Here is an 18868-nt window from a genome sequence, read left to right as displayed (position 1 = left end):
CCCGCTCCCACAGGTACTGCACAGGTCTCAGCGCCTGTGGGGTACCTGTGGGAGCGGGCGTGCCCGCGAAGAGGCCGGTACAGGCTACCTATTGATAACTGTCGATCACTTCCTGTGCCGCACGGAACGCGTCAATCGCCGCCGGCACCCCCGCATACACCGCGCAATGCAGCAGCGCTTCGCGAATCTCCTCCACCGTACAGCCATTGTTCAACGCACCGCGCACATGCCCCTTGAGCTCCTGCGGGCACTTGAGTGCGGTCAGCGTAGCCAGGGTAATCAGGCTGCGGGTTTTCAGCGGCAGCCCGTCGCGGGCCCACACGCTGCCCCAGGCATGTTCGTTGACGAAGTCCTGCAGCGGTTGGGTAAAGTCGGTGGCATTGCCCAAGGCGCGGTCGACGAACGCATCGCCCATGACCTGGCGCCGAATCTGTTCGCCGGTTTTCTTGCTGTCAGCCATGTTGTTTTCCTTAGTGTTGGCGGCGCCAGGCTCGTGCGGTGGTGTACAGCAACACCATGGCGAGCACCGGCAGTACGTAGAACAGCATCAACCGCTCCAGGCGGCCGGCCAGTGGCATGCCCATGGTGAACGCCGCCACGTGCAGCCCATAGGCCAGGTACAGGCAAAGGAACACCAGGCCTTCGGCGCGGGTGATGCGGTAACCGGAATAGAACACCGGCAGGCTCAGCGCAGCAACACCCAGCATTACCGGCAGGTCGAAGGCCAAGGCGTTGGGCGAGATCGACAGCGGCTCGGGAGCGACCAGTGCTGTCAGGCCCAGCACCGCCAGCAGGTTCAACAGGTTGCTGCCTATCACTGTTCCCACGGCGATTTCTCGTTCACCGCGCAGGGCGGCGATCAGCGCAGCAGCCAGTTCTGGCAGGGAAGTGCAGATGGCAACGACGGTAAGGCCGATGATGCGCTCGGACAGCCCCAGGTCGGTGGCCACCTCCACGGCGGCTTCAAGCAACAAGTGACCCGCCAGGCTCAGCAGACCCAGGCCGGCCAGCACCTGCAGCAGCGTGCCTGACCAGAAACGCCCGGTGCTGCTGGTGACAGTGGCCGGTGCGGGGTAGGTGCGGGCGTAGTGGCGCGACTGGTGCCAAAGCATTGCCAGGTAGCCGGCCAGGCCGATCAGCAGCAACACCCCTTCGGCCCGGCCCAGGTGGCCGTTGGCGGATAACGCGTAGACCAGGCCGCTGGCGACGATCATCAGTGGAATGTCCAGGCGCACCAGTTGCCGCGACACGCGCAGCGGGATGATCAGTGCGGCCAGGCCGAGGATGACCAGTACGTTGAAAATGTTGCTGCCGATAACGCTGCCCACCGCCACATCTGGCGCGCCCTGGTAGGCGGCCTGCAGGCTCACGGTCATCTGCGGGGCAGTGCTGCCGAAGGCCACCAGGCTCAGGCCGATGATCAGAGGGCGTACGTGCAGGCGCTGGGCCAGGCGCAGCGCTGCGCGTACCAGCAGTTCGGCGCCGCCGATCAGCAACAGCAGGGCGATGCCCAGTTGCAGGAGGCTGAAGGTGGGAAGGATAGCCAGGTCGAAAATGGTCGGACTCCTGTCGCGTCAGTCGCTAAGCCCTTGTACTCGCACGCGCGCGGTTCCGCTACGGATCATGCCGATTTTTTCTGCGGCGGCACGTGAAAGATCGATCAGGCGGCCGCGGGTATGCGGGCCACGGTCGTTGATGCGCACCACGACGCTGCGCTGGTTGGCCAGGTTGGTCACCCGTACCCGGGTGCCGAAGGGCAGGCTGCGGTGGGCGGCGGTGAGCCCGTGCTGGTTGAATGGTTCGCCGCTGGCGGTGCGTTTGCCGTGGTGACGCGCGCCGTAATAGGAAGCGGTGCCGGTCTTGTCGTAACCGTCGGGGTCGATGTCCTGGCTGGCGCAGCCGGCCAGCAGGGAGAAGAGGGCGAGGGTGCTCAGGGATCGCTTTAGCAATTCGAATGCTCCGGTGCGGCCATTCGCGGCTAAAGCCGCTCCCACAGGTACGGCGCTATACCTGTGGGAGCTGCTTCAGCCGCGAACGAGGGCGAAGCCCTCGCAGGACTACAGGGGTAAAACAATCACCCTTCGAGCTTGGCCTTGAGCAATTGGTTCACTTGCCCCGGGTTGGCTTTGCCTTTGGAGGCTTTCATCGCCTGGCCGACGAAGAAACCGAACATCTTGCCACGCTTGGCCTCGTCGGCTGCGCGGTACTGTTCGACCTGCTCGGCGTTTGCCGCCAGCACTTCGTCGAGCATCTTGTCGATCGCACCGGTATCGGTGACCTGCTTCAGGCCTTTGCTTTCGATGATGCTGTCGGCATCGCCTTCACCGGCGGCCATGGCCTCGAACACGGTCTTGGCGATCTTGCCGCTGATGGTGTTGTCGCGGATGCGCAACAGCATGCCGCCCAGCTGTGCGGCGCTGACCGGCGCCTGGTCGATCTCGATGCCCAGCTTGTTCAGCAGGCTGCCCAGCTCGACCATGACCCAGTTGGCAGCCAGCTTGGCATCGCCACCGATCTTCACCACTTCCTCGAAGTAGTCCGCCTGTTCGCGGCTGGAAGCCAGCACGTTGGCGTCGTAGGCCGACAGGCCGTACTGGTTCTGGAAGCGCTCGACCTTCTGCGTCGGCAGTTCCGGCAAGCCGGCGCGGACGGTTTCGAGGAAGCTGTCCTCGATCACCACTGGCAGCAGGTCCGGGTCGGGGAAGTAACGGTAGTCGTTGGCTTCCTCCTTGCTGCGCATGGAGCGGGTCTCGTCCTTGTTCGGGTCGTACAGGCGGGTTTCCTGTACCACCTTGCCGCCGTCCTCGATCAGGTCGATCTGGCGCTGGATCTCGCTGTTGATCGCGCGCTCGATGAAGCGGAACGAGTTGACGTTTTTGATCTCGCAGCGGGTGCCGAACTCGGCCTGGCCTTTCGGGCGAATCGACACGTTGCAGTCGCAACGCAGCGAGCCTTCGGCCATGTTGCCGTCGCAGATGCCCAGGTAACGCACCAGCGCGTGGATCGCCTTGACGTAGGCCACGGCTTCCTTGGCACTGCGCATGTCAGGCTCGGAGACGATTTCCAGCAGCGGGGTGCCGGCGCGGTTCAGGTCGATGCCGGTGGAGCCGCTGAAGTCTTCGTGCAGGCTCTTGCCGGCGTCTTCTTCCAGGTGCGCGCGGGTTACCCCGATGCGCTTGATGGTGCCGTCTTCCAGGGCGATGTCCAGGTGGCCCTTGCCGACGATCGGCAGGTCCATCTGGCTGATCTGGTAGCCTTTGGGCAGGTCCGGGTAGAAGTAGTTCTTGCGCGCGAACACGTTGCGCTTGCCGATCTCGGCATCGATGGCCAGGCCGAACATGCACGCCATGCGCACGGCTTCCTGGTTCAGTACTGGCAGTACGCCAGGCATGCCCAGGTCAACCAGGCTGGCCTGGGTGTTCGGCTCGGAACCGAAGGTGGTGGCGCTGCCGGAGAAAATCTTCGACTGGGTGGCGAGCTGAGTGTGGATTTCCAGCCCGATCACAACTTCCCATTGCATGTGTGAATTCCTCAGAAGCCGTTGGGGGCGCGGGTGTGCCAGTCGGTCACTTGCTGGTAGCGGTGCGCGACGTTGAGCAGGCGGCCTTCCTGGAAGTATGGCGCCAGCAGCTGCACGCCGACCGGCAGGCCATCGACGAAGCCGGCCGGCATCGACAGGCCCGGCAGGCCCGCCAGGTTGGCGGTGATGGTGTAGACGTCTTCCAGGTACGCGGCGACCGGGTCGCTGCTCTTGGCGCCGAGCTTCCAGGCCGGGTTTGGCGTGGTCGGGCCGAGGATCAGGTCGACGTCGTTGAAGGCGGCCATGAAGTCGTTCTTGATCAGGCGGCGGATCTGCTGCGCCTTCACGTAGTAGGCGTCGTAGTAGCCGGCCGACAGGGCGTAGGTGCCGACCATGATGCGGCGCTGCACTTCGACACCGAAGCCTTCGCCACGCGAACGCTTGTACAGGTCGGTGAGGTCTTTCGGGTTTTCACAGCGGTAGCCGAAGCGCACGCCGTCGAAACGCGACAGGTTTGACGAGGCTTCAGCAGGGGCGATCACGTAGTAGGCCGGGATGGCGTGCTGCATGTTCGGCAGGCTGATTTCCTTGACCACCGCGCCGAGCTTTTCCAGCTCCTTGACGCTGGCCTGGACCAGGTCGGCGATGCGTGGGTCGAGGCCGGCACCGAAGTACTCCTTCGGCAGGCCGATGCGCAGGCCCTGCAGCGAAGCATTCAGGTTGGCGCTGTAGTCAGGCACAGGCTCTTCGATGCTGGTGGAGTCCTTGGCGTCGAAACCGGCCATGCCTTGCAGCAGCAGGGCGCAGTCTTCGGCAGTACGGGCCAGCGGGCCACCCTGGTCGAGGCTGGAGGCGTAGGCGATCATGCCCCAGCGCGACACGCGGCCGTAGGTCGGCTTGAGGCCGGTGAGGTTGGTCAGTGCCGCCGGTTGGCGGATCGAACCGCCGGTGTCGGTGCCGGTGGTGGCTGGCAGCAGGCGTGCAGCCACTGCCGCGGCCGAACCGCCCGACGAGCCGCCCGGGACGTGTTCGAGGTTCCATGGATTCTTCACCGCGCCGTAGTGGCTGGATTCGTTGGCCGAACCCATGGCGAATTCGTCCATGTTGGTCTTGCCCAGGGTGACCATGCCGGCTTCCGCCAGCTTGGCAACCACGGTGGCGTCATACGGCGCCTTGAAGTTGTCGAGCATCTTCGAGCCGCAGCTGGTGCGTACGCCGTTGGTGCAGAACAGGTCCTTGTGGGCGATCGGTGCACCGAGCAGCGCCCCGGTTTCGCCAGCGGCGCGACGGGCGTCGGCGGCACGTGCCTGGCCCAGGGCCAGGTCCTCGGTGACACTGATGAAGCTGTTGATCTGCGGGTCGAGCTGCTTGATGCGCGCCAGCAGGGCGCCGGTCAGCTCTTCGGAGGAAAACGACTTGTCGGCGAGTCCGCGGGCGATCTCGGCCAGGGTCAATTGATGCATGGCAGGCTCTATCCCTTACTCGATGACTTTGGGAACCAGGTACAGACCGCTTTCGGTCGACGGCGCGATGGCCTGGTAGGCGTCGCGCTGGTTGCTCTCGGTGACCTGGTCGGGACGCAGGCGCTGGCTGGCCTCCAGGGGGTGGGCCAGTGGCTCGATGCCGGTAGTGTCGACCGCTTGCATCTGGTCGACCAGCCCGAGAATGCTGTTCAGTGCGTCAGTAATGCGTGGCAGTTCGCCATCATTCAGGCCCAGACGGGCCAGATGGGCGATCTTTTCCACGTCGCAGCGTTCAAGCGCCATGGGGATCTCCAGGGGAAACAAAGACCGGAATTTGGGTCCGCAGTGAGGAACATGTCAGCTTTCTGGCGGTCTAACGGCCGCGAAATTCTGCTGGCGTGCTCGGAAAAACAGCCAATTTAACATATTGGCTCCTTGCCCAAAATCCCTGCCATTGTTAGAGTTTGCCGCACTTTTTTACCCACGCTTTCCCCAGGGTCACTTTCCCATGTTCAAGAAACTGCGTGGCATGTTTTCCAGCGATCTGTCCATCGACCTGGGTACTGCCAACACCCTTATTTACGTGCGTGAGCGCGGTATCGTCCTGAATGAGCCCTCGGTTGTTGCCATCCGTACCCATGGCAACCAGAAAAGCGTCGTCGCCGTCGGTACCGAAGCCAAGCGCATGCTGGGCCGCACGCCTGGCAACATTGCTGCCATTCGTCCGATGAAGGACGGCGTCATCGCCGACTTCAGCGTCTGCGAAAAAATGTTGCAATATTTTATCAACAAGGTTCACGAGAACAGCTTCCTGCAGCCGAGCCCGCGCGTGCTGATCTGCGTGCCGTGCAAGTCCACCCAGGTAGAGCGCCGCGCCATCCGCGAGTCGGCCTTGGGTGCCGGTGCCCGCGAAGTGTTCCTGATCGAAGAGCCTATGGCTGCCGCCATCGGTGCCGGCCTGCCGGTCGAGGAAGCCCGCGGTTCGATGGTCGTCGATATCGGTGGTGGTACCACTGAAATCGCGCTCATTTCCCTGAACGGCGTGGTCTATGCGGAATCCGTGCGCGTTGGCGGCGACCGCTTCGACGAAGCTATCGTCACCTACGTGCGCCGCAACTACGGCAGCCTGATCGGCGAGTCCACCGCCGAGCGCATCAAGCAGGAGATCGGTACCGCCTACCCGGGTGGCGAAGTGCGTGAAGTCGACGTGCGCGGCCGCAACCTGGCCGAGGGCGTACCGCGTGCCTTCACCCTGAACTCCAACGAAGTGCTCGAAGCGCTGCAGGAATCCCTGGCGACCATCGTCCAGGCGGTCAAGAGTGCGCTGGAGCAATCGCCGCCCGAGCTGGCCTCGGACATCGCCGAGCGTGGCCTGGTGCTGACCGGTGGTGGCGCACTGCTGCGTGACCTGGACAAGCTGCTGGCCCAGGAAACCGGCCTGCCGGTGATCGTCGCCGAAGACCCGCTGACCTGCGTCGCCCGTGGCGGTGGTCGCGCCCTGGAGATGATGGACAAGCACGCGATGGACCTGCTCTCCAGCGAGTGATCCCGCTCGCTGTTCACGAGCGTCCGGTTTACAGGTAGTACGCACAGTGCTACCTGTATGTGCTGGGCTGGCGCCCGTTCGGGGCGCCGTATCCATCAACCCGCAACCAGGCTGGTGCGTTGTCCCATGTCCAATGACCTCCTGAGTCGTCCACGAGGAACGGCCCATTAAACCGCTTTTCTCCAAGGGCCCTTCGCTGGGCGTTCGCCTGCTCGTCCTGGTGGTGATGTCGGTCGCGTTGATGGTTGTCGACGCGCGCTTCGACGTGCTCAAGCCCGTGCGCAGCCAGATGGGCCTGGTACTCATGGAGTCGTACTGGATCACCGACCTGCCGCAACGTGCGTGGCAAGGTGTGGCCGGCCAGTTCGGCAGCCGCACCGAACTGATTGCCGAAAACGAAAAGCTCAAGACCGAAGCCCTGCTGCTGCAGGGGCGCCTGCAGAAGCTGGCGGCCCTGACCGAGCAGAACGTGCGCTTGCGCGAATTGCTCAACTCCTCGGCGCTGGTCAACGAAAAAGTCGAGGTGGCCGAGCTGATCGGTGTCGACCCCAACCCGTTCACCCACCGCATCCTGATCAACAAGGGCGAGCGTGATGGCGTGTTCCTTGGCCAGCCGGTGCTCGATGCCCGTGGCCTGATGGGCCAGGTGGTCGAGCTGATGCCGTACACCTCGCGGGTACTGTTGCTGACCGATACCACCCATAGCATCCCGGTGCAGGTCAACCGCAACGGCCTGCGCGCCATCGCCAGCGGCACCGGCAACCCGGAGCGCCTGGAACTGCGCCATGTGGCCGATACCGCCGACATCAAGGAAGGCGACCTGCTGGTCAGTTCCGGCATGGGTCAACGGTTCCCGGCCGGTTACCCGGTGGCCACGGTCAATGAAGTGATCCACGATTCCGGCCAGCCGTTCGCCATCGTTCGTGCCATCCCCACCGCCGCGCTCAACCGCAGCCGCTACATGCTGTTGGTGTTCAGCGACCGGCGCAGCCCGGAACAGCGCGCCACCGATGCCGCCATCGCCCAGGAAGAGGCTGACCGCAAGGGGACCTCGGCTGCAGGCCAGCCGGCTGCGACGGTCGAGCAAGGCGCACCAGCTGGCAGCGCACCTGCCACGCCGGCTACACCAGCGGCCCCGGCAGCCCCGGCAGCGCAACCTGCAGCCCCGGCTGCTGCACCTGCCACGCCGGCTACCGCGCCTGCCGCACCCGCTCACACCCGGAGGCAATGATGGCTGCATCACGCCGCAACAACGGCTGGGTCATCTGGCTGACTTTCGCCATCGGCCTGCTGCTCAGCGTCTCGCCCATGCCGCAGTTCATGGAAGTGTTCCGGCCCATGTGGCTGGCCTTGCTGGTGTCGTTCTGGACCCTCGCCGTACCGAACAAGGTCGGCATGACCACCGCGTTCGTGCTGGGCCTGGCCGAGGACGTGCTGTACGGAACCCTGCTGGGGCAGAACGCGCTGATTCTCACCCTTATCACCTTCCTGGTGCTGTCGTTGCAGCAGCGCCTGCGCATGTTCCCCATGTGGCAGCAGAGCCTGGTGATCCTGGTGATCTTCGGCATCGCCCAGCTGATCCAGCTGTGGCTCAGCGCGCTGACCGGCAACCGTCTGCCCACCCTGGCACTGGTCTGGTCGGCGGTGATCAGCGCCTTGCTCTGGCCGTGGATCAGTTTCGCCCTGCGCGATCTGCGCCGACGCTTGCATATCAACTGACGGCGCCGCCGCGACTGACAGGGAGATGTCTGCATGACCCCGCTATACCTGGCCTCAGGCTCGCCTCGTCGTCGTGAACTGCTGACCCAGATCGGGGTGCCGTTCAGCGTCGTCAGTGCCCCCATCGATGAAACTCCGCTGCCCGATGAAAGCGCCCCGGCCTACGTCGAGCGCCTGGCCCGGGCCAAGGCCGCCGCCGGCCTGGCCTGCATCGAAGGCCAGGCTGTGGTGCTGGGCGCAGACACTGCCGTGGTGCTCGATGGTCGTATTCTTGGCAAACCGGAAAACCGCGAAGATGCTCTGGCCATGCTGGCCGACCTTTCGGGCCGCGAGCACCACGTACTGACTGCGGTCGCCCTGAGTGATGGACCGCGCGTGCAAAGCCTGTGCGTCACCAGCAAGGTGCGCTTCCGTGCGATCAGCGCCGAGGAAGCGCAACGCTACTGGGCCAGCGGCGAGCCCGCGGACAAGGCCGGCGGCTATGCCATCCAGGGCTTGGGAGCGGTGTTCGTCACCGGCCTTTCCGGCAGCTACTCGGCGGTGGTCGGCTTGCCCCTCAGTGAAACGGCCGAACTGCTTGGCCAATTCGGCATTGCCTGCTGGCAATCGCCCGCGCATACGCCAGAGGTAACAAACCAGCGGTAGCCAGCACTGCATACGCCATCCATCATTACCAAAGACCTTTGACGAGAGCCTGCCATGAGTGAAGAGATCCTGATCAACATCACCCCGATGGAGTCGCGCGTGGCGGTGGTGGAAAACGGGGTGCTGCAGGAAGTGCATGTCGAGCGCACCCAGCGCCGGGGCATCGTCGGCAATATCTACAAAGGCAAGGTGGTGCGCGTGCTGCCGGGCATGCAGGCGGCTTTCGTCGATATCGGCCTGGAGCGCGCGGCATTCATCCATGCCTCGGAAATATCCCAGCGCGAAGGCTCTGCGGTAGAAAACATTACCGCCCTGGTGCACGAGGGTCAGGCCTTGGTGGTGCAGGTGACCAAGGACCCGATCGGCACCAAGGGCGCGCGTCTGACCACCCAGCTGTCGATCCCGTCGCGCTACCTGGTGTACATGCCCCGCAGCAGCCATGTCGGCATTTCGCTGAAGATCGAGGACGAAGCCGAGCGCGAGCGCCTCAAGCAGGTGGTCAGCGACTGCATGGAAAGCGAGAACATCAAGGACGCCGGTGGCTTCATCCTGCGTACCGCTGCCGAAGGCGCACGCGCTGAAGAGATCCTGCAGGATATTCGCTACCTGCGCCGCCTGTGGGAGCAGATTGGCACCCAGATCAAGACCTGCGGCGCGCCCACGGTCATCTACGAGGACCTGGGCCTGGCCCTGCGCACCCTGCGCGACCTGGTCAACCCGAAGATCGAGAAGATCCGCATCGACTCGCGGGAAACCTTCCAGAAGACCACGCAGTTCGTTGGCGAGCTGATGCCGGAAATTGCCGATCGCCTCGAGCACTACCCGGGCGAACGGCCGATTTTCGACCTGTACGGCGTCGAGGACGAGATCCAGCGTGCGCTGGAACGCAAGGTGCCGCTGAAATCCGGTGGCTACCTGGTGGTCGACCCGGCTGAAGCGATGACCACCATCGATGTGAATACCGGCGCCTTCGTCGGCCATCGGAACCTCGAAGAGACCATCTTCAAGACCAACCTCGAGGCCGCCACCGCCATCGCCCGGCAGCTGCGCCTGCGCAACATCGGCGGCATCATCATCATCGACTTCATCGACATGGAAGACGAAGAGCACCAGCGCCAGGTGCTACGCACTCTGGAAAAGCAGCTGGAGCGCGATCACGCCAAGACCAACATCATCGGCATCACCGAGCTGGGCCTGGTGCAGATGACCCGCAAGCGCACGCGGGAAAGCCTGGAACAGGTGCTGTGCGAGCCCTGCCTGGCCTGTCAGGGCCGTGGCAAGCTGAAAACCCCCGAGACTATCTGTTACGAAATCTTCCGCGAGATCCTGCGCGAGGCCCGCGCGTACCAGGCCGAAGGCTACCGCGTGCTGGCCAACCAGAAGGTGGTCGACCGGTTGCTGGATGAAGAGTCCGGTAACGTCGCGGAGCTTGAGGCCTTCATCGGCCGAACCATTCGTTTCCAGGTGGAGTCGATGTATTCGCAGGAACAATACGATGTGGTGCTGCTCTGAGGCCTTCTGAAACGCGCCGCAGGTGGGCCGGGCTGGCAAAACCGGCACGACGGGCCATCATGGATAAACGACCTGGAGGGCCATGGCCATGGGACGTCTGACCCGCGTTCTTGTCGCCTTGACCCGCTGGGGGCTGGGCTTTTGCGCCCTGCTGGCGGTGTTGGTGGCGCTGTATGTCAGCCTCGGCCGCGAACTGGTGCCGTTGGTGGCCGAGTACCGCGCCGATGTGGAGAGCAAGGCCGAACAGTCTTTGGGCCTGCCTGTGCACGTTGGTGCCCTGGAAGGCCGCTGGAGCGGCCTGGCACCGGTGCTGAGGGTGCGCGACCTGCAACTGGGCGAGGGGGCCACGGCCCTGCGCCTGGACGACGTCAAGGTAGTACCCGATGTCTGGGCCAGCATCACCGCCCGCGAGGTACGCCTTGCACGCATTCAGTTGGGCGGCCTGCAACTGATCCTGCGCGAGAACGAGCAGGGCGCCTGGAGCCTCGAAGGCCTGCCGAAGAAAGATGATTCGCCGCTCGATCCTGCCGAGTTGTTGCAGCGCCTGCGCCAGTTGGGCCGTATCGATGTGTTCGACAGCCAGGTCACCCTGCACCCCTGGCAGCGCGACCCGTTGACCCTGACTTATGTGAGCGTCGGGCTGCAAGCCGGGGCTTCGCGCCATGCTCTGGACCTGCGCGCGACTCTGCCCGATGGCCAACCCCTGTCGCTGAACCTGCGCGGCCGGGCCACGGCCAACACCTGGCGCGACGGCCAGGTCGAAGCCTACCTGAGCCTGCCGCAGAGTGACTGGGCGCGTTGGCTGCCGCCACGCCTGCTGGGCCAGTGGCATGCCGACGCCCTGCGGGCCGGCGGCGAGTTCTGGGTCGATTGGCGCAAGGGGCAGTTGCAGCAGGCCGTCGTACGCCTCAATGCACCGGAGCTGCAGGGCGCCTATGTCGGGCGAAAGGCGGCCAAGCTGACTAACCTGGCGCTGGGTGCCTGGTTCCAGCGACGGGAGCAAGGCTTCGATGTGGTGGTCGACTCCCTGGCCATGGACGTTGGCAAGACCCGTTGGGAGTCGCACCTGCAGTTGCAGCAGCGTGCAGGCGAGGACGCTGCCACGGAAAGCTGGCAAGTGCAGGCCGACCGCCTTGACCTCACGCCGTTGACCCCTCTGATCGATGCTCTCGCGCCGCTGCCGGACAAGGTCATGGCCGTGATCGATGGCCTGAAAGTGACCGGCGCGCTGCGCAATGTGCGCCTGGAGGCGCGGCCCAAGGCCGAAGGTGACCAGCGTCTGCAATTCGAAGCCAATCTGGAGAAGGTCGGTTTCGATGCCTATCACAATGCCCCGGCAGCCGGTAATGTCAGCGGCAGCATCAGCGGTGACCTCGGCCACGGTGAACTGCGCCTTGATACCGATGCGTTCATGCTGCACCTTTACCCGATCTTCGCCAAACCCTGGCACTACCAGAAGGCCAATGCGCGCCTGACCTGGGCCTTGGACAAGGAAGGTTTCACCCTGGTCGCGCCTTACCTCAAGGTACTCGGCGAGGAGGGCAAGATCGCCGGTGACTTCCTCATTCGCCTGTTGTTCGAGGAGGGCCGCGAGGATTACATGGACCTGCGCGTCGGCCTGACCGAAGGCGATGGCCGCTACACCGCCAAGTACCTGCCCGAGGTGCTCAGCCCCGCCCTCGACGAATGGCTGCGCAGTGCGATCGTCAAAGGCACGGTGGACGAAGGCTACTTCCAGTATCAGGGCTCGCTGAACCATGGCGTCGCGCCGGAAGCGCGCAGCATCAGCCTGTTCTTCAAGGTGCGTGATGCCGCCCTGGACTTCCAGCCGGGCTGGCCGCAGGTGCAGCACGTGGATGGCGATGTGTTCATCGAGGACAGTGGCGTGCGCGTCAAGGCCGAGCGGGGCGTACTGCTCGACACCAAAGTCAGCGATGTGAGCGTCGACATCCCGCATGTCGACGAGGGCCAGCAAAGCCACCTGTACCTCGATGGCAACTTCGACGGCAGTCTGGGCGATGGCCTGAAGGTTCTCAAGGAAGCGCCAATCGGCACTGGTGAGATATTCGCAGGCTGGGAGGGCGAGGGGCCGCTCAAGGGCAAGGTCAAGCTCGACATTCCGCTGGCCCACGGGCAGCGGCCGAAAGTGCAGGTGGACTTTGCCACCGACGATGCGCGGCTGAAGGTGGCACCGCCGAATCTGGAGTTGAGCCGCCTGAAGGGCGACTTCAGTTTCGATTTCGACAAGGGCCTGAGCGGCAAGGGCATCAGCCTGCAGGCCTTCGGCAAGCCGGTGACGGCGCAAATCACGGCCGAAGGCCAGCCAGGGCAGATGCAGACCCGCATCAACGCCAATGGCCAGGTCTCGCTCAAGGCGCTGACCGACTGGCTGCAGTTCAAGCAGGCCTTGCCGGCTTCGGGCGACCTGCCCTACCAGTTGCAGGTCAGCCTGGGTAGTCGAGACAACCGACTACGTGTCGACTCCAGTCTCAAGGGCCTGGCCATCGACCTGCCGGCACCGTTCGGCAAGGCTGCGGCGGATGCCCGTGATAGCCGTTTCAGCATGAGCCTGCAAGGCCCTGAGCGGCGCTTCGACGCGGCCTATGGCGACCTTGCCCGCTTTGCCTACGCCGCTCCGGCCGACAAACTGGCCCAGGGCCGTGGCGAGTTGTTGCTGGGCGCAGGTGACGCCCAGCTACCTGCCGGGCAGGGCCTGCGAGTACGCGGCCGCTTGGAGGCACTGGACCTGGCGCCCTGGCAAGAACGGGCGGCGCAATTGGTGGGTGGCGATCCGGGTGGCAGCGCGCGGCAGAACCTGCAAGGAGTCGACCTGAGCATTGGCCAACTGAAAGCCTTCGGCATGGATCTGAACCAGGCCGTGGTGCGTCTTGCCCGTGGTGGCGCTGCCTGGGATCTGCGCCTCGATAGCAGGGAGGTTATCGGCAACGCACGGGTGCCGGATGCCAAGGGCGCGCCCATGGTCGTGCGCATGCAGACCCTGCGCCTGCCCGCTGCCACCGATGCTGAAAAGCAGGCCGAGGAGGGCCCGGACCCATTGGCTTCATTCGACCCGCGCAAGGTGCCGGCGCTGGACCTGAGCATCGACAAGCTCTATCGCGGTGACGACCTGTACGGCAGTGCGTCGCTCAAGTTGCGGCCGACCGCGCGTGGCGTGACCGCCAGCGACATCGACCTCGACTTCAAGGGCCTGCGTATCGATGGTGGCGGCGGCTGGGAAGGCGAGCCGGGCAGCACCAGCAGCTGGTACAAAGGGCGCCTGGACGGCAAGAACCTGGCGGATGTGCTCAAGGCCTGGGGCTTTGCCCCGACCGTGACCAGCCGCGACTTCCGTCTGGATGTGGATGGCCGCTGGCCGGGTTCGCCGGCCTCGGTGAGCCTCAAGCGCTTCTCCGGCAGCATGGATGCAGCGCTGCGCACCGGTCAGTTCGTCGAGGTCGAAGGCAGTGCCCAGGCGCTGCGGGTGTTCGGCCTGCTGAACTTCAACTCCATTGGCCGGCGCTTGCGCCTGGACTTCTCCGACCTGTTCGACAAGGGCTTGGCCTACGACCGGGTCAAAGGCTTGCTGGTGGCCAGTGACGGTGTCTACGTGACCCGCGAGCCAATCGCCGTGACCGGCCCATCGAGCAACTTTGAGCTGGACGGTACCCTGGACCTGGTAAGCGACCGGGTCGATGCCAACTTGCAGGTGAGCCTGCCAGTGACCAACAACCTGCCGCTGGCGGCCCTGATTGTCGGCGCGCCGGCCGTGGGCGGGGCGCTGTTCCTGGTCGACCGGCTGATCGGCGACCGCGTGTCGCGCTTCGCCAGCGTCCACTACCGTGTCGAAGGTCCTGTGAAAGAGCCTAGAATCACATTTGTGAAACCTTTCGAGAAATCCCGCTAGGAGTGCCCATGAAGGCAGCTGTCATACAGATGGTCAGCCAGGACGATGTGCTGGCCAACCTGCAGCGCGCCGGTGCCCTGCTGGAGCAGGCCGCCATTGGCGGTGCAAGGCTGGCTGTGCTGCCGGAAAACTTCGCCGCCATGGGCCGCAAGGACGCCGCTGCCATCGGCCGCGCCGAAGCGTTGGGTGAAGGTCCGATCCTGCCATGGTTGAAACGCACCGCCCGCGACCTCAAGTTATGGATTGTCGCAGGTACCTTGCCATTGCCACCGGTCGGCCAGCCCGAAGCCAAGGCCCATGCCTGCTCGCTGTTGATCGACGAACACGGTGAAGTGGCGGCACGCTATGACAAGTTGCACCTGTTCGATGTGGACGTTGCTGACAACCGTGGCCGCTACCGCGAGTCCGACGACTACGCCCACGGCGCCCAGGTGGTGGTGGCCGATACGCCGGTGGGGCGGCTGGGGCTGAGCGTGTGCTACGACCTGCGCTTCCCCGAACTGTACAGCGCACTGCGCGCCGCCGGCGCGGAACTGATCACTGCGCCGGCCGCTTTCACTGCGGTAACGGGCGCGGCGCACTGGGAAGTGCTGGTGCGTGCTCGGGCCATCGAGACCCAGTGCTACCTGCTGGCTGCGGCACAAGGCGGAACTCACCCGGGGCCACGGGAAACCCATGGCCATGCGGCGATCGTCGACCCCTGGGGGCGCATCGTCGCGGAACAGGCGCAAGGTGAAGCGGTACTGCTCGCCGAGCGCGACATTGACGAACAAGCGTCCATCCGGGCGCGCATGCCGGTGGTATCGCACCGGCGCTTTTTCTCGCAGGGCGCGTTGCGGCCTGCGCACACCTCGGAGTGACTATGAGCCAGATGTTATCCACCGTCAGCGAGCAGCTCCTGGCCCCAGGCGGCTTGACCCTGGACAGCCTGCAGAGCGTGCTGGGTGAGTTGGCCGGCCCCGGCATCGATGCCGCCGACCTGTATTTCCAGGGTCAGATCTCGGAAACCTGGGCGCTGGAAGACGGCATCGTCAAAGAGGGCAGTTTCAACCTCGACCAAGGCGTGGGCGTGCGTGCCCAGTCCGGTGAAAAGACCGGCTTTGCCTACAGCAACGCAATCAACCTCGAAGCGCTGACCTCGGCAGCCCGTGCCGCCCGTTCAATCTCCCGTGCCGGGCAGAACGGCAAGGTACAGGCCTTCCGCAGCCAGGACGTGACCGCCCTTTATCCGGCGGACAACCCGCTGGATGTGCTCAGTCGTGCCGAGAAGGTCGAGCTGCTCAAGCGTGTCGACGCCGCCACCCGCGTCCTGGACCCGCGTATCCAGCAGGTCAGTGTGAGCATGGCCGGGGTCTGGGAGCGCATCCTGATCGCTGCGGCCGATGGCAGCCTGGCCGCCGACGTGCGCCCGCTGGTGCGCTTCAACGTCAGCGTCATCGTCGAGCAGAATGGCCGCCGCGAGCGTGGCGGGCAAGGCGGTGGCGGGCGTACCGACTACCGCTTCTTCACCGAAGAGCGGGTCATGGGCTATGCCCGCGAAGCGCTGCGCCAGGCCCTGGTGAACCTGGAGGCGATCCCGGCACCGGCTGGTACCCTGCCGGTGGTGCTGGGTTCGGGCTGGTCGGGCGTGCTGCTGCACGAGGCTGTCGGCCATGGTCTGGAAGGTGACTTCAACCGCAAGGGTAGTTCGGCGTTCAGCGGCCGCATTGGCGAGAAAGTGGCATCGAGCCTGTGCACCATCGTCGACGACGGCACTCTCGAGGGCCGCCGCGGCTCGCTGAGCGTGGATGACGAAGGCACCCCGACCGAGTGCACCACGCTGATCGAGAACGGTGTGCTCAAGGGCTACATGCAGGACAAACTGAACGCGCGCCTGATGGGCATGGCGGTCACCGGCAACGGCCGCCGCGAATCCTACGCGCACCTGCCGATGCCGCGCATGACCAACACCTACATGCGTGCCGGCGAAAGCGACCCGCAGGAAATCATCGCTTCGGTGAAGAAGGGCATCTACTGCGCCAACCTCGGCGGTGGCCAGGTGGACATCACCAGCGGTAAGTTCGTGTTCTCGACCAGTGAGGCCTACCTGATCGAAGACGGCAAGATTACCGCGCCGGTGAAAGGAGCGACCCTGATCGGCAATGGCCCGGAAGCGATGAGCCGGGTGTCGATGGTCGGTAACGACCTGGCGCTGGACAGTGGGGTAGGGACTTGCGGCAAGGACGGGCAGTCGGTGCCGGTCGGGGTCGGGCAGCCGACCCTGAAGCTGGATGCGATTACCGTGGGCGGTACAGGGGCGTGATGGCCATCTGGGACCGCTTTGCGGTCCTTTCGCGACGCAAGGCCGCTCCCACAGGGACCGCGCCGTGCAGAAATGGCAGCGCACTTACTGTGGGAGCGGCCTTGTGTCGCGATTGGGCCGCAAAGCGGCCCCGGCGATTCAGCGCAAGCCGCGCTGCAGCTCGTCGAGATCGCGGATGTACTTGAACACCTTGCGTGCGGCGGCAGGCGGTTTGTTCCGCGCCTTCTCGTGCTGGGCATGGCGCACCAGCGAGCGCAGTTGCTGGCGGTCGGTGTCGGGGTATTCGTTGACGAAGCGCTCGAGGTCTTCGTCGTTACCGTCGATCAACCGGTCACGCCAGCGCTCCAGGCTGTGGAAGCGTTCGTTGTACTGGCGGGTCGAGCTGTCCATCTGTTCGAGCAAGGCGTGGATGGCATCCAGGTCCTGTACGCGCATCAGCTTGCCGACAAACGACATGTGGCGTTTGCGGGCACCGTGAGCGGTGTGCTTGCTGGCTTCGGCCAGGGCCTTGCGCAGCTCGTCGGTCAACGGCAGGCGAGCCAGGGTATCGGCCTTGAGCGTGGTAAGGCGCTCGCCGAGTTCGACCAGCGCATGCAGCTCGCGCTTGATCTGGGTTTTGCTTTTTTCGCCGTCGAAGGCGTCGTCGTTTGAATCAACCATGGTGGCAGTCCGCTAGAAATCGCCGCCATGATAACCAGTCGGGGGCCGCTTGTCCGGCCCGGTCGTAGAATGACCCTCGCCGAACGCAGAATTTGAGTGGAGAGAACCATGAGTGCAGTCCAGAGCGTAGGTCCGAAAGACCTGCCAGCATTGCAGGAGCAGGTCGAGGCGATCATCGCCGAAGCGCGCCGCCAGGGGGCCAGTGCCTGCGAAGTGGCGGTGTCGCTGGAGCAGGGCCTGTCCACCACGGTACGCCAGCGAGAGGTCGAGACGGTCGAGTTCAATCGCGACCAGGGCTTCGGCATCACCCTGTATGTGGGCCAGCGCAAAGGCTCGGCCAGCACTTCGGCCAGTGGCCCGGAAGCAATCCGCGAAACCGTCGCCGCCGCTTTGGCGATTGCCAAGCATACCTCCGAAGATGAATGTTCCGGCCTGGCCGACGCGGCGCTGATGGCTCGCGAGATCCCGGACCTGGACCTGTACCACGACTGGAACCTCGAGCCGGAGAAGGCCATCGAGATGGCCCTGGCCTGCGAGGCGGCGGCATTCGACGCCGACCCGCGTATCCTCAATGCCGACGGCACCACCCTCAATACCCACCAGGGCTGCCGCGTGTATGGCAACAGCCATGGTTTCATCGGCGGCTACGCCTCGACCCGGCACAGCCTGAGCTGCGTGATGATTGCCGAAGGCGACGGCCAGATGCAGCGTGACTACTGGTACGACGTGAACCGCCAGGGTAACTTGCTGGCCGACCCGCGTAGCATCGGCGTGCGCGCTGCCCAGCGTGCCGCCAGCCGCCTGGGGGCGCGGCCGGTGCCGACCTGTGAGGTGCCGGTGCTGTTCTCGGCCGAGCTGGCCGGTGGCCTGTTCGGCAGCTTCCTGTCGGCCATTTCCGGCGGCAACCTGTACCGTAAATCCTCGTTCCTGGAGGGGACCATTGGTCAGCGCCTGTTCCCTGGCTGGCTGACCCTCGACGAGCGCCCGCACATTCCGCGGGCACTTGGCAGTGCCGCGTTCGACGGCGATGGTTTGGCTACCTATGCCAAGCCGTTCGTCGACAAGGGTGAGTTGGTGTCGTACCTGCTGGGTACCTATTCCGGGCGCAAGCTGGGTTTGCCAAGCACGGCCAACGCTGGTGGTGTGCACAACCTGTTCGTCAGCCATGGTGTCGAAGACCAGGCGGCGCTGATCCGGCGCATGGGCCGAGGGTTGCTGGTGACCGAGTTGATGGGGCATGGCCTGAACATGGTGACGGGGGATTATTCCCGTGGCGCGGCGGGGTTCTGGGTCGAGAATGGCGAGATTCAGCACGCGGTGCAGGAAGTGACCATTGCCGGGAACATGAAAGACATGTTCCAGCAGATTGTCGCGATTGGAAGCGATCTTGAGACCCGCAGCAACATTCACACCGGATCGGTGCTTATCGAACGGATGACCGTTGCTGGTAGTTGATCTTTAGCCTGTACCGGCCTCTTCGCGGGTGAACCCGCTCCCACAAGTATTGCGCAGTCTTCAGGTGTGGCGCGGTCCCTGTGGGAGCGGGTTTACCCGCGAAGAGGCCGGTGCAGGCAGTAGAGATCTCTCAATGCAACAA

At 64.6% G+C, this 18868-nt stretch carries 16 protein-coding genes; 9 read left to right on the top strand and 7 right to left on the bottom strand.

The window, feature by feature from the left end; all coding sequences use genetic code 11:
• Positions 1–88 precede the first annotated feature (88 nt).
• The 6 genes from ACK1U9_RS12260 to gatC form a co-directional block, all read right to left on the bottom strand.
• Positions 89–460 (bottom strand): carboxymuconolactone decarboxylase family protein, encoded by a 372-nt coding sequence (locus ACK1U9_RS12260; protein WP_046615782.1) that lies wholly within the window; start codon positions 458–460, stop codon positions 89–91.
• Between the two features lie 10 nt (positions 461–470).
• Positions 471–1514: a calcium/sodium antiporter gene (locus tag ACK1U9_RS12255; protein ID WP_046615781.1), complete on the bottom strand. Its 1044-nt coding sequence runs from the start codon at positions 1512–1514 to the stop codon at positions 471–473.
• Between the two features lie 60 nt (positions 1515–1574).
• Complete coding sequence (locus ACK1U9_RS12250; protein WP_046615780.1) at positions 1575–1949, bottom strand: septal ring lytic transglycosylase RlpA family protein; 375 nt, start codon at positions 1947–1949, stop codon at positions 1575–1577.
• Between the two features lie 125 nt (positions 1950–2074).
• Positions 2075–3520: an Asp-tRNA(Asn)/Glu-tRNA(Gln) amidotransferase subunit GatB gene (gene gatB / locus ACK1U9_RS12245; protein WP_013971062.1), complete on the bottom strand. Its 1446-nt coding sequence runs from the start codon at positions 3518–3520 to the stop codon at positions 2075–2077.
• Positions 3521–3531: 11 nt separating this feature from the next.
• Positions 3532–4983, bottom strand: coding sequence for an Asp-tRNA(Asn)/Glu-tRNA(Gln) amidotransferase subunit GatA (gene gatA / locus ACK1U9_RS12240; protein ID WP_024086328.1), 1452 nt, complete (start codon positions 4981–4983; stop codon positions 3532–3534).
• Positions 4984–4998: 15 nt separating this feature from the next.
• On the bottom strand, positions 4999–5286 hold the full coding sequence (gene gatC, locus ACK1U9_RS12235) for an Asp-tRNA(Asn)/Glu-tRNA(Gln) amidotransferase subunit GatC (protein ID WP_003255165.1): 288 nt from the start codon (positions 5284–5286) through the stop codon (positions 4999–5001).
• A gap of 205 nt (positions 5287–5491) precedes the next feature.
• On the opposite strand from gatC, the gene mreB reads away from it, so the two are divergent.
• The 8 genes from mreB (at position 5492) to tldD (ending at position 16611) form a co-directional block, all read left to right on the top strand.
• Positions 5492–6529: a rod shape-determining protein MreB gene (gene mreB, locus ACK1U9_RS12230; protein ID WP_003255163.1), complete on the top strand. Its 1038-nt coding sequence runs from the start codon at positions 5492–5494 to the stop codon at positions 6527–6529.
• Positions 6530–6755: 226 nt separating this feature from the next.
• The gene (mreC, locus tag ACK1U9_RS12225) at positions 6756–7760 is read left to right on the top strand and encodes a rod shape-determining protein MreC (RefSeq protein WP_046615778.1); all 1005 of its coding nucleotides are present in this window, start codon (positions 6756–6758) and stop codon (positions 7758–7760) included.
• Positions 7760–8248 carry a rod shape-determining protein MreD gene (gene mreD / locus ACK1U9_RS12220; protein ID WP_015269051.1) on the top strand — a complete coding sequence of 163 codons (489 nt, stop codon included), beginning with the start codon at positions 7760–7762 and terminating at the stop codon, positions 8246–8248. Before mreC ends, mreD begins: the two co-directional genes overlap by 1 nt.
• 33 nt (positions 8249–8281) lie before the next feature.
• A complete protein-coding gene (locus ACK1U9_RS12215) occupies positions 8282–8893 on the top strand; it encodes a Maf family protein (protein ID WP_046615777.1) in 612 nt (203 codons plus the stop codon).
• Positions 8894–8947: 54 nt separating this feature from the next.
• Positions 8948–10405 (top strand): ribonuclease G, encoded by a 1458-nt coding sequence (gene rng / locus ACK1U9_RS12210; protein WP_013971067.1) that lies wholly within the window; start codon positions 8948–8950, stop codon positions 10403–10405.
• A gap of 82 nt (positions 10406–10487) precedes the next feature.
• Positions 10488–14309 (top strand): YhdP family protein, encoded by a 3822-nt coding sequence (locus ACK1U9_RS12205; RefSeq protein WP_153670688.1) that lies wholly within the window; start codon positions 10488–10490, stop codon positions 14307–14309.
• An 8-nt stretch (positions 14310–14317) separates the two neighbouring features.
• Complete coding sequence (locus ACK1U9_RS12200; protein ID WP_085600624.1) at positions 14318–15169, top strand: carbon-nitrogen hydrolase family protein; 852 nt, start codon at positions 14318–14320, stop codon at positions 15167–15169.
• Between the two features lie 2 nt (positions 15170–15171).
• Positions 15172–16611, top strand: coding sequence for a metalloprotease TldD (gene tldD, locus ACK1U9_RS12195; RefSeq protein WP_108480940.1), 1440 nt, complete (start codon positions 15172–15174; stop codon positions 16609–16611).
• 138 nt (positions 16612–16749) lie between these two features.
• Here tldD and yjgA read toward each other — a convergent pair whose 3' ends face one another.
• Positions 16750–17271 (bottom strand): ribosome biogenesis factor YjgA, encoded by a 522-nt coding sequence (yjgA, locus tag ACK1U9_RS12190; protein ID WP_003255152.1) that lies wholly within the window; start codon positions 17269–17271, stop codon positions 16750–16752.
• Positions 17272–17379: 108 nt separating this feature from the next.
• Here yjgA and pmbA point away from each other — a divergent pair, with 108 nt between their 5' ends.
• Positions 17380–18726 (top strand): metalloprotease PmbA, encoded by a 1347-nt coding sequence (pmbA, locus tag ACK1U9_RS12185; protein ID WP_046615774.1) that lies wholly within the window; start codon positions 17380–17382, stop codon positions 18724–18726.
• Positions 18727–18868: the final 142 nt, after the last annotated feature.

This window comes from Pseudomonas sp. XP1, assembly GCF_053557675.1.
This window is presented reverse-complemented; position numbering and strand designations above follow the sequence as displayed.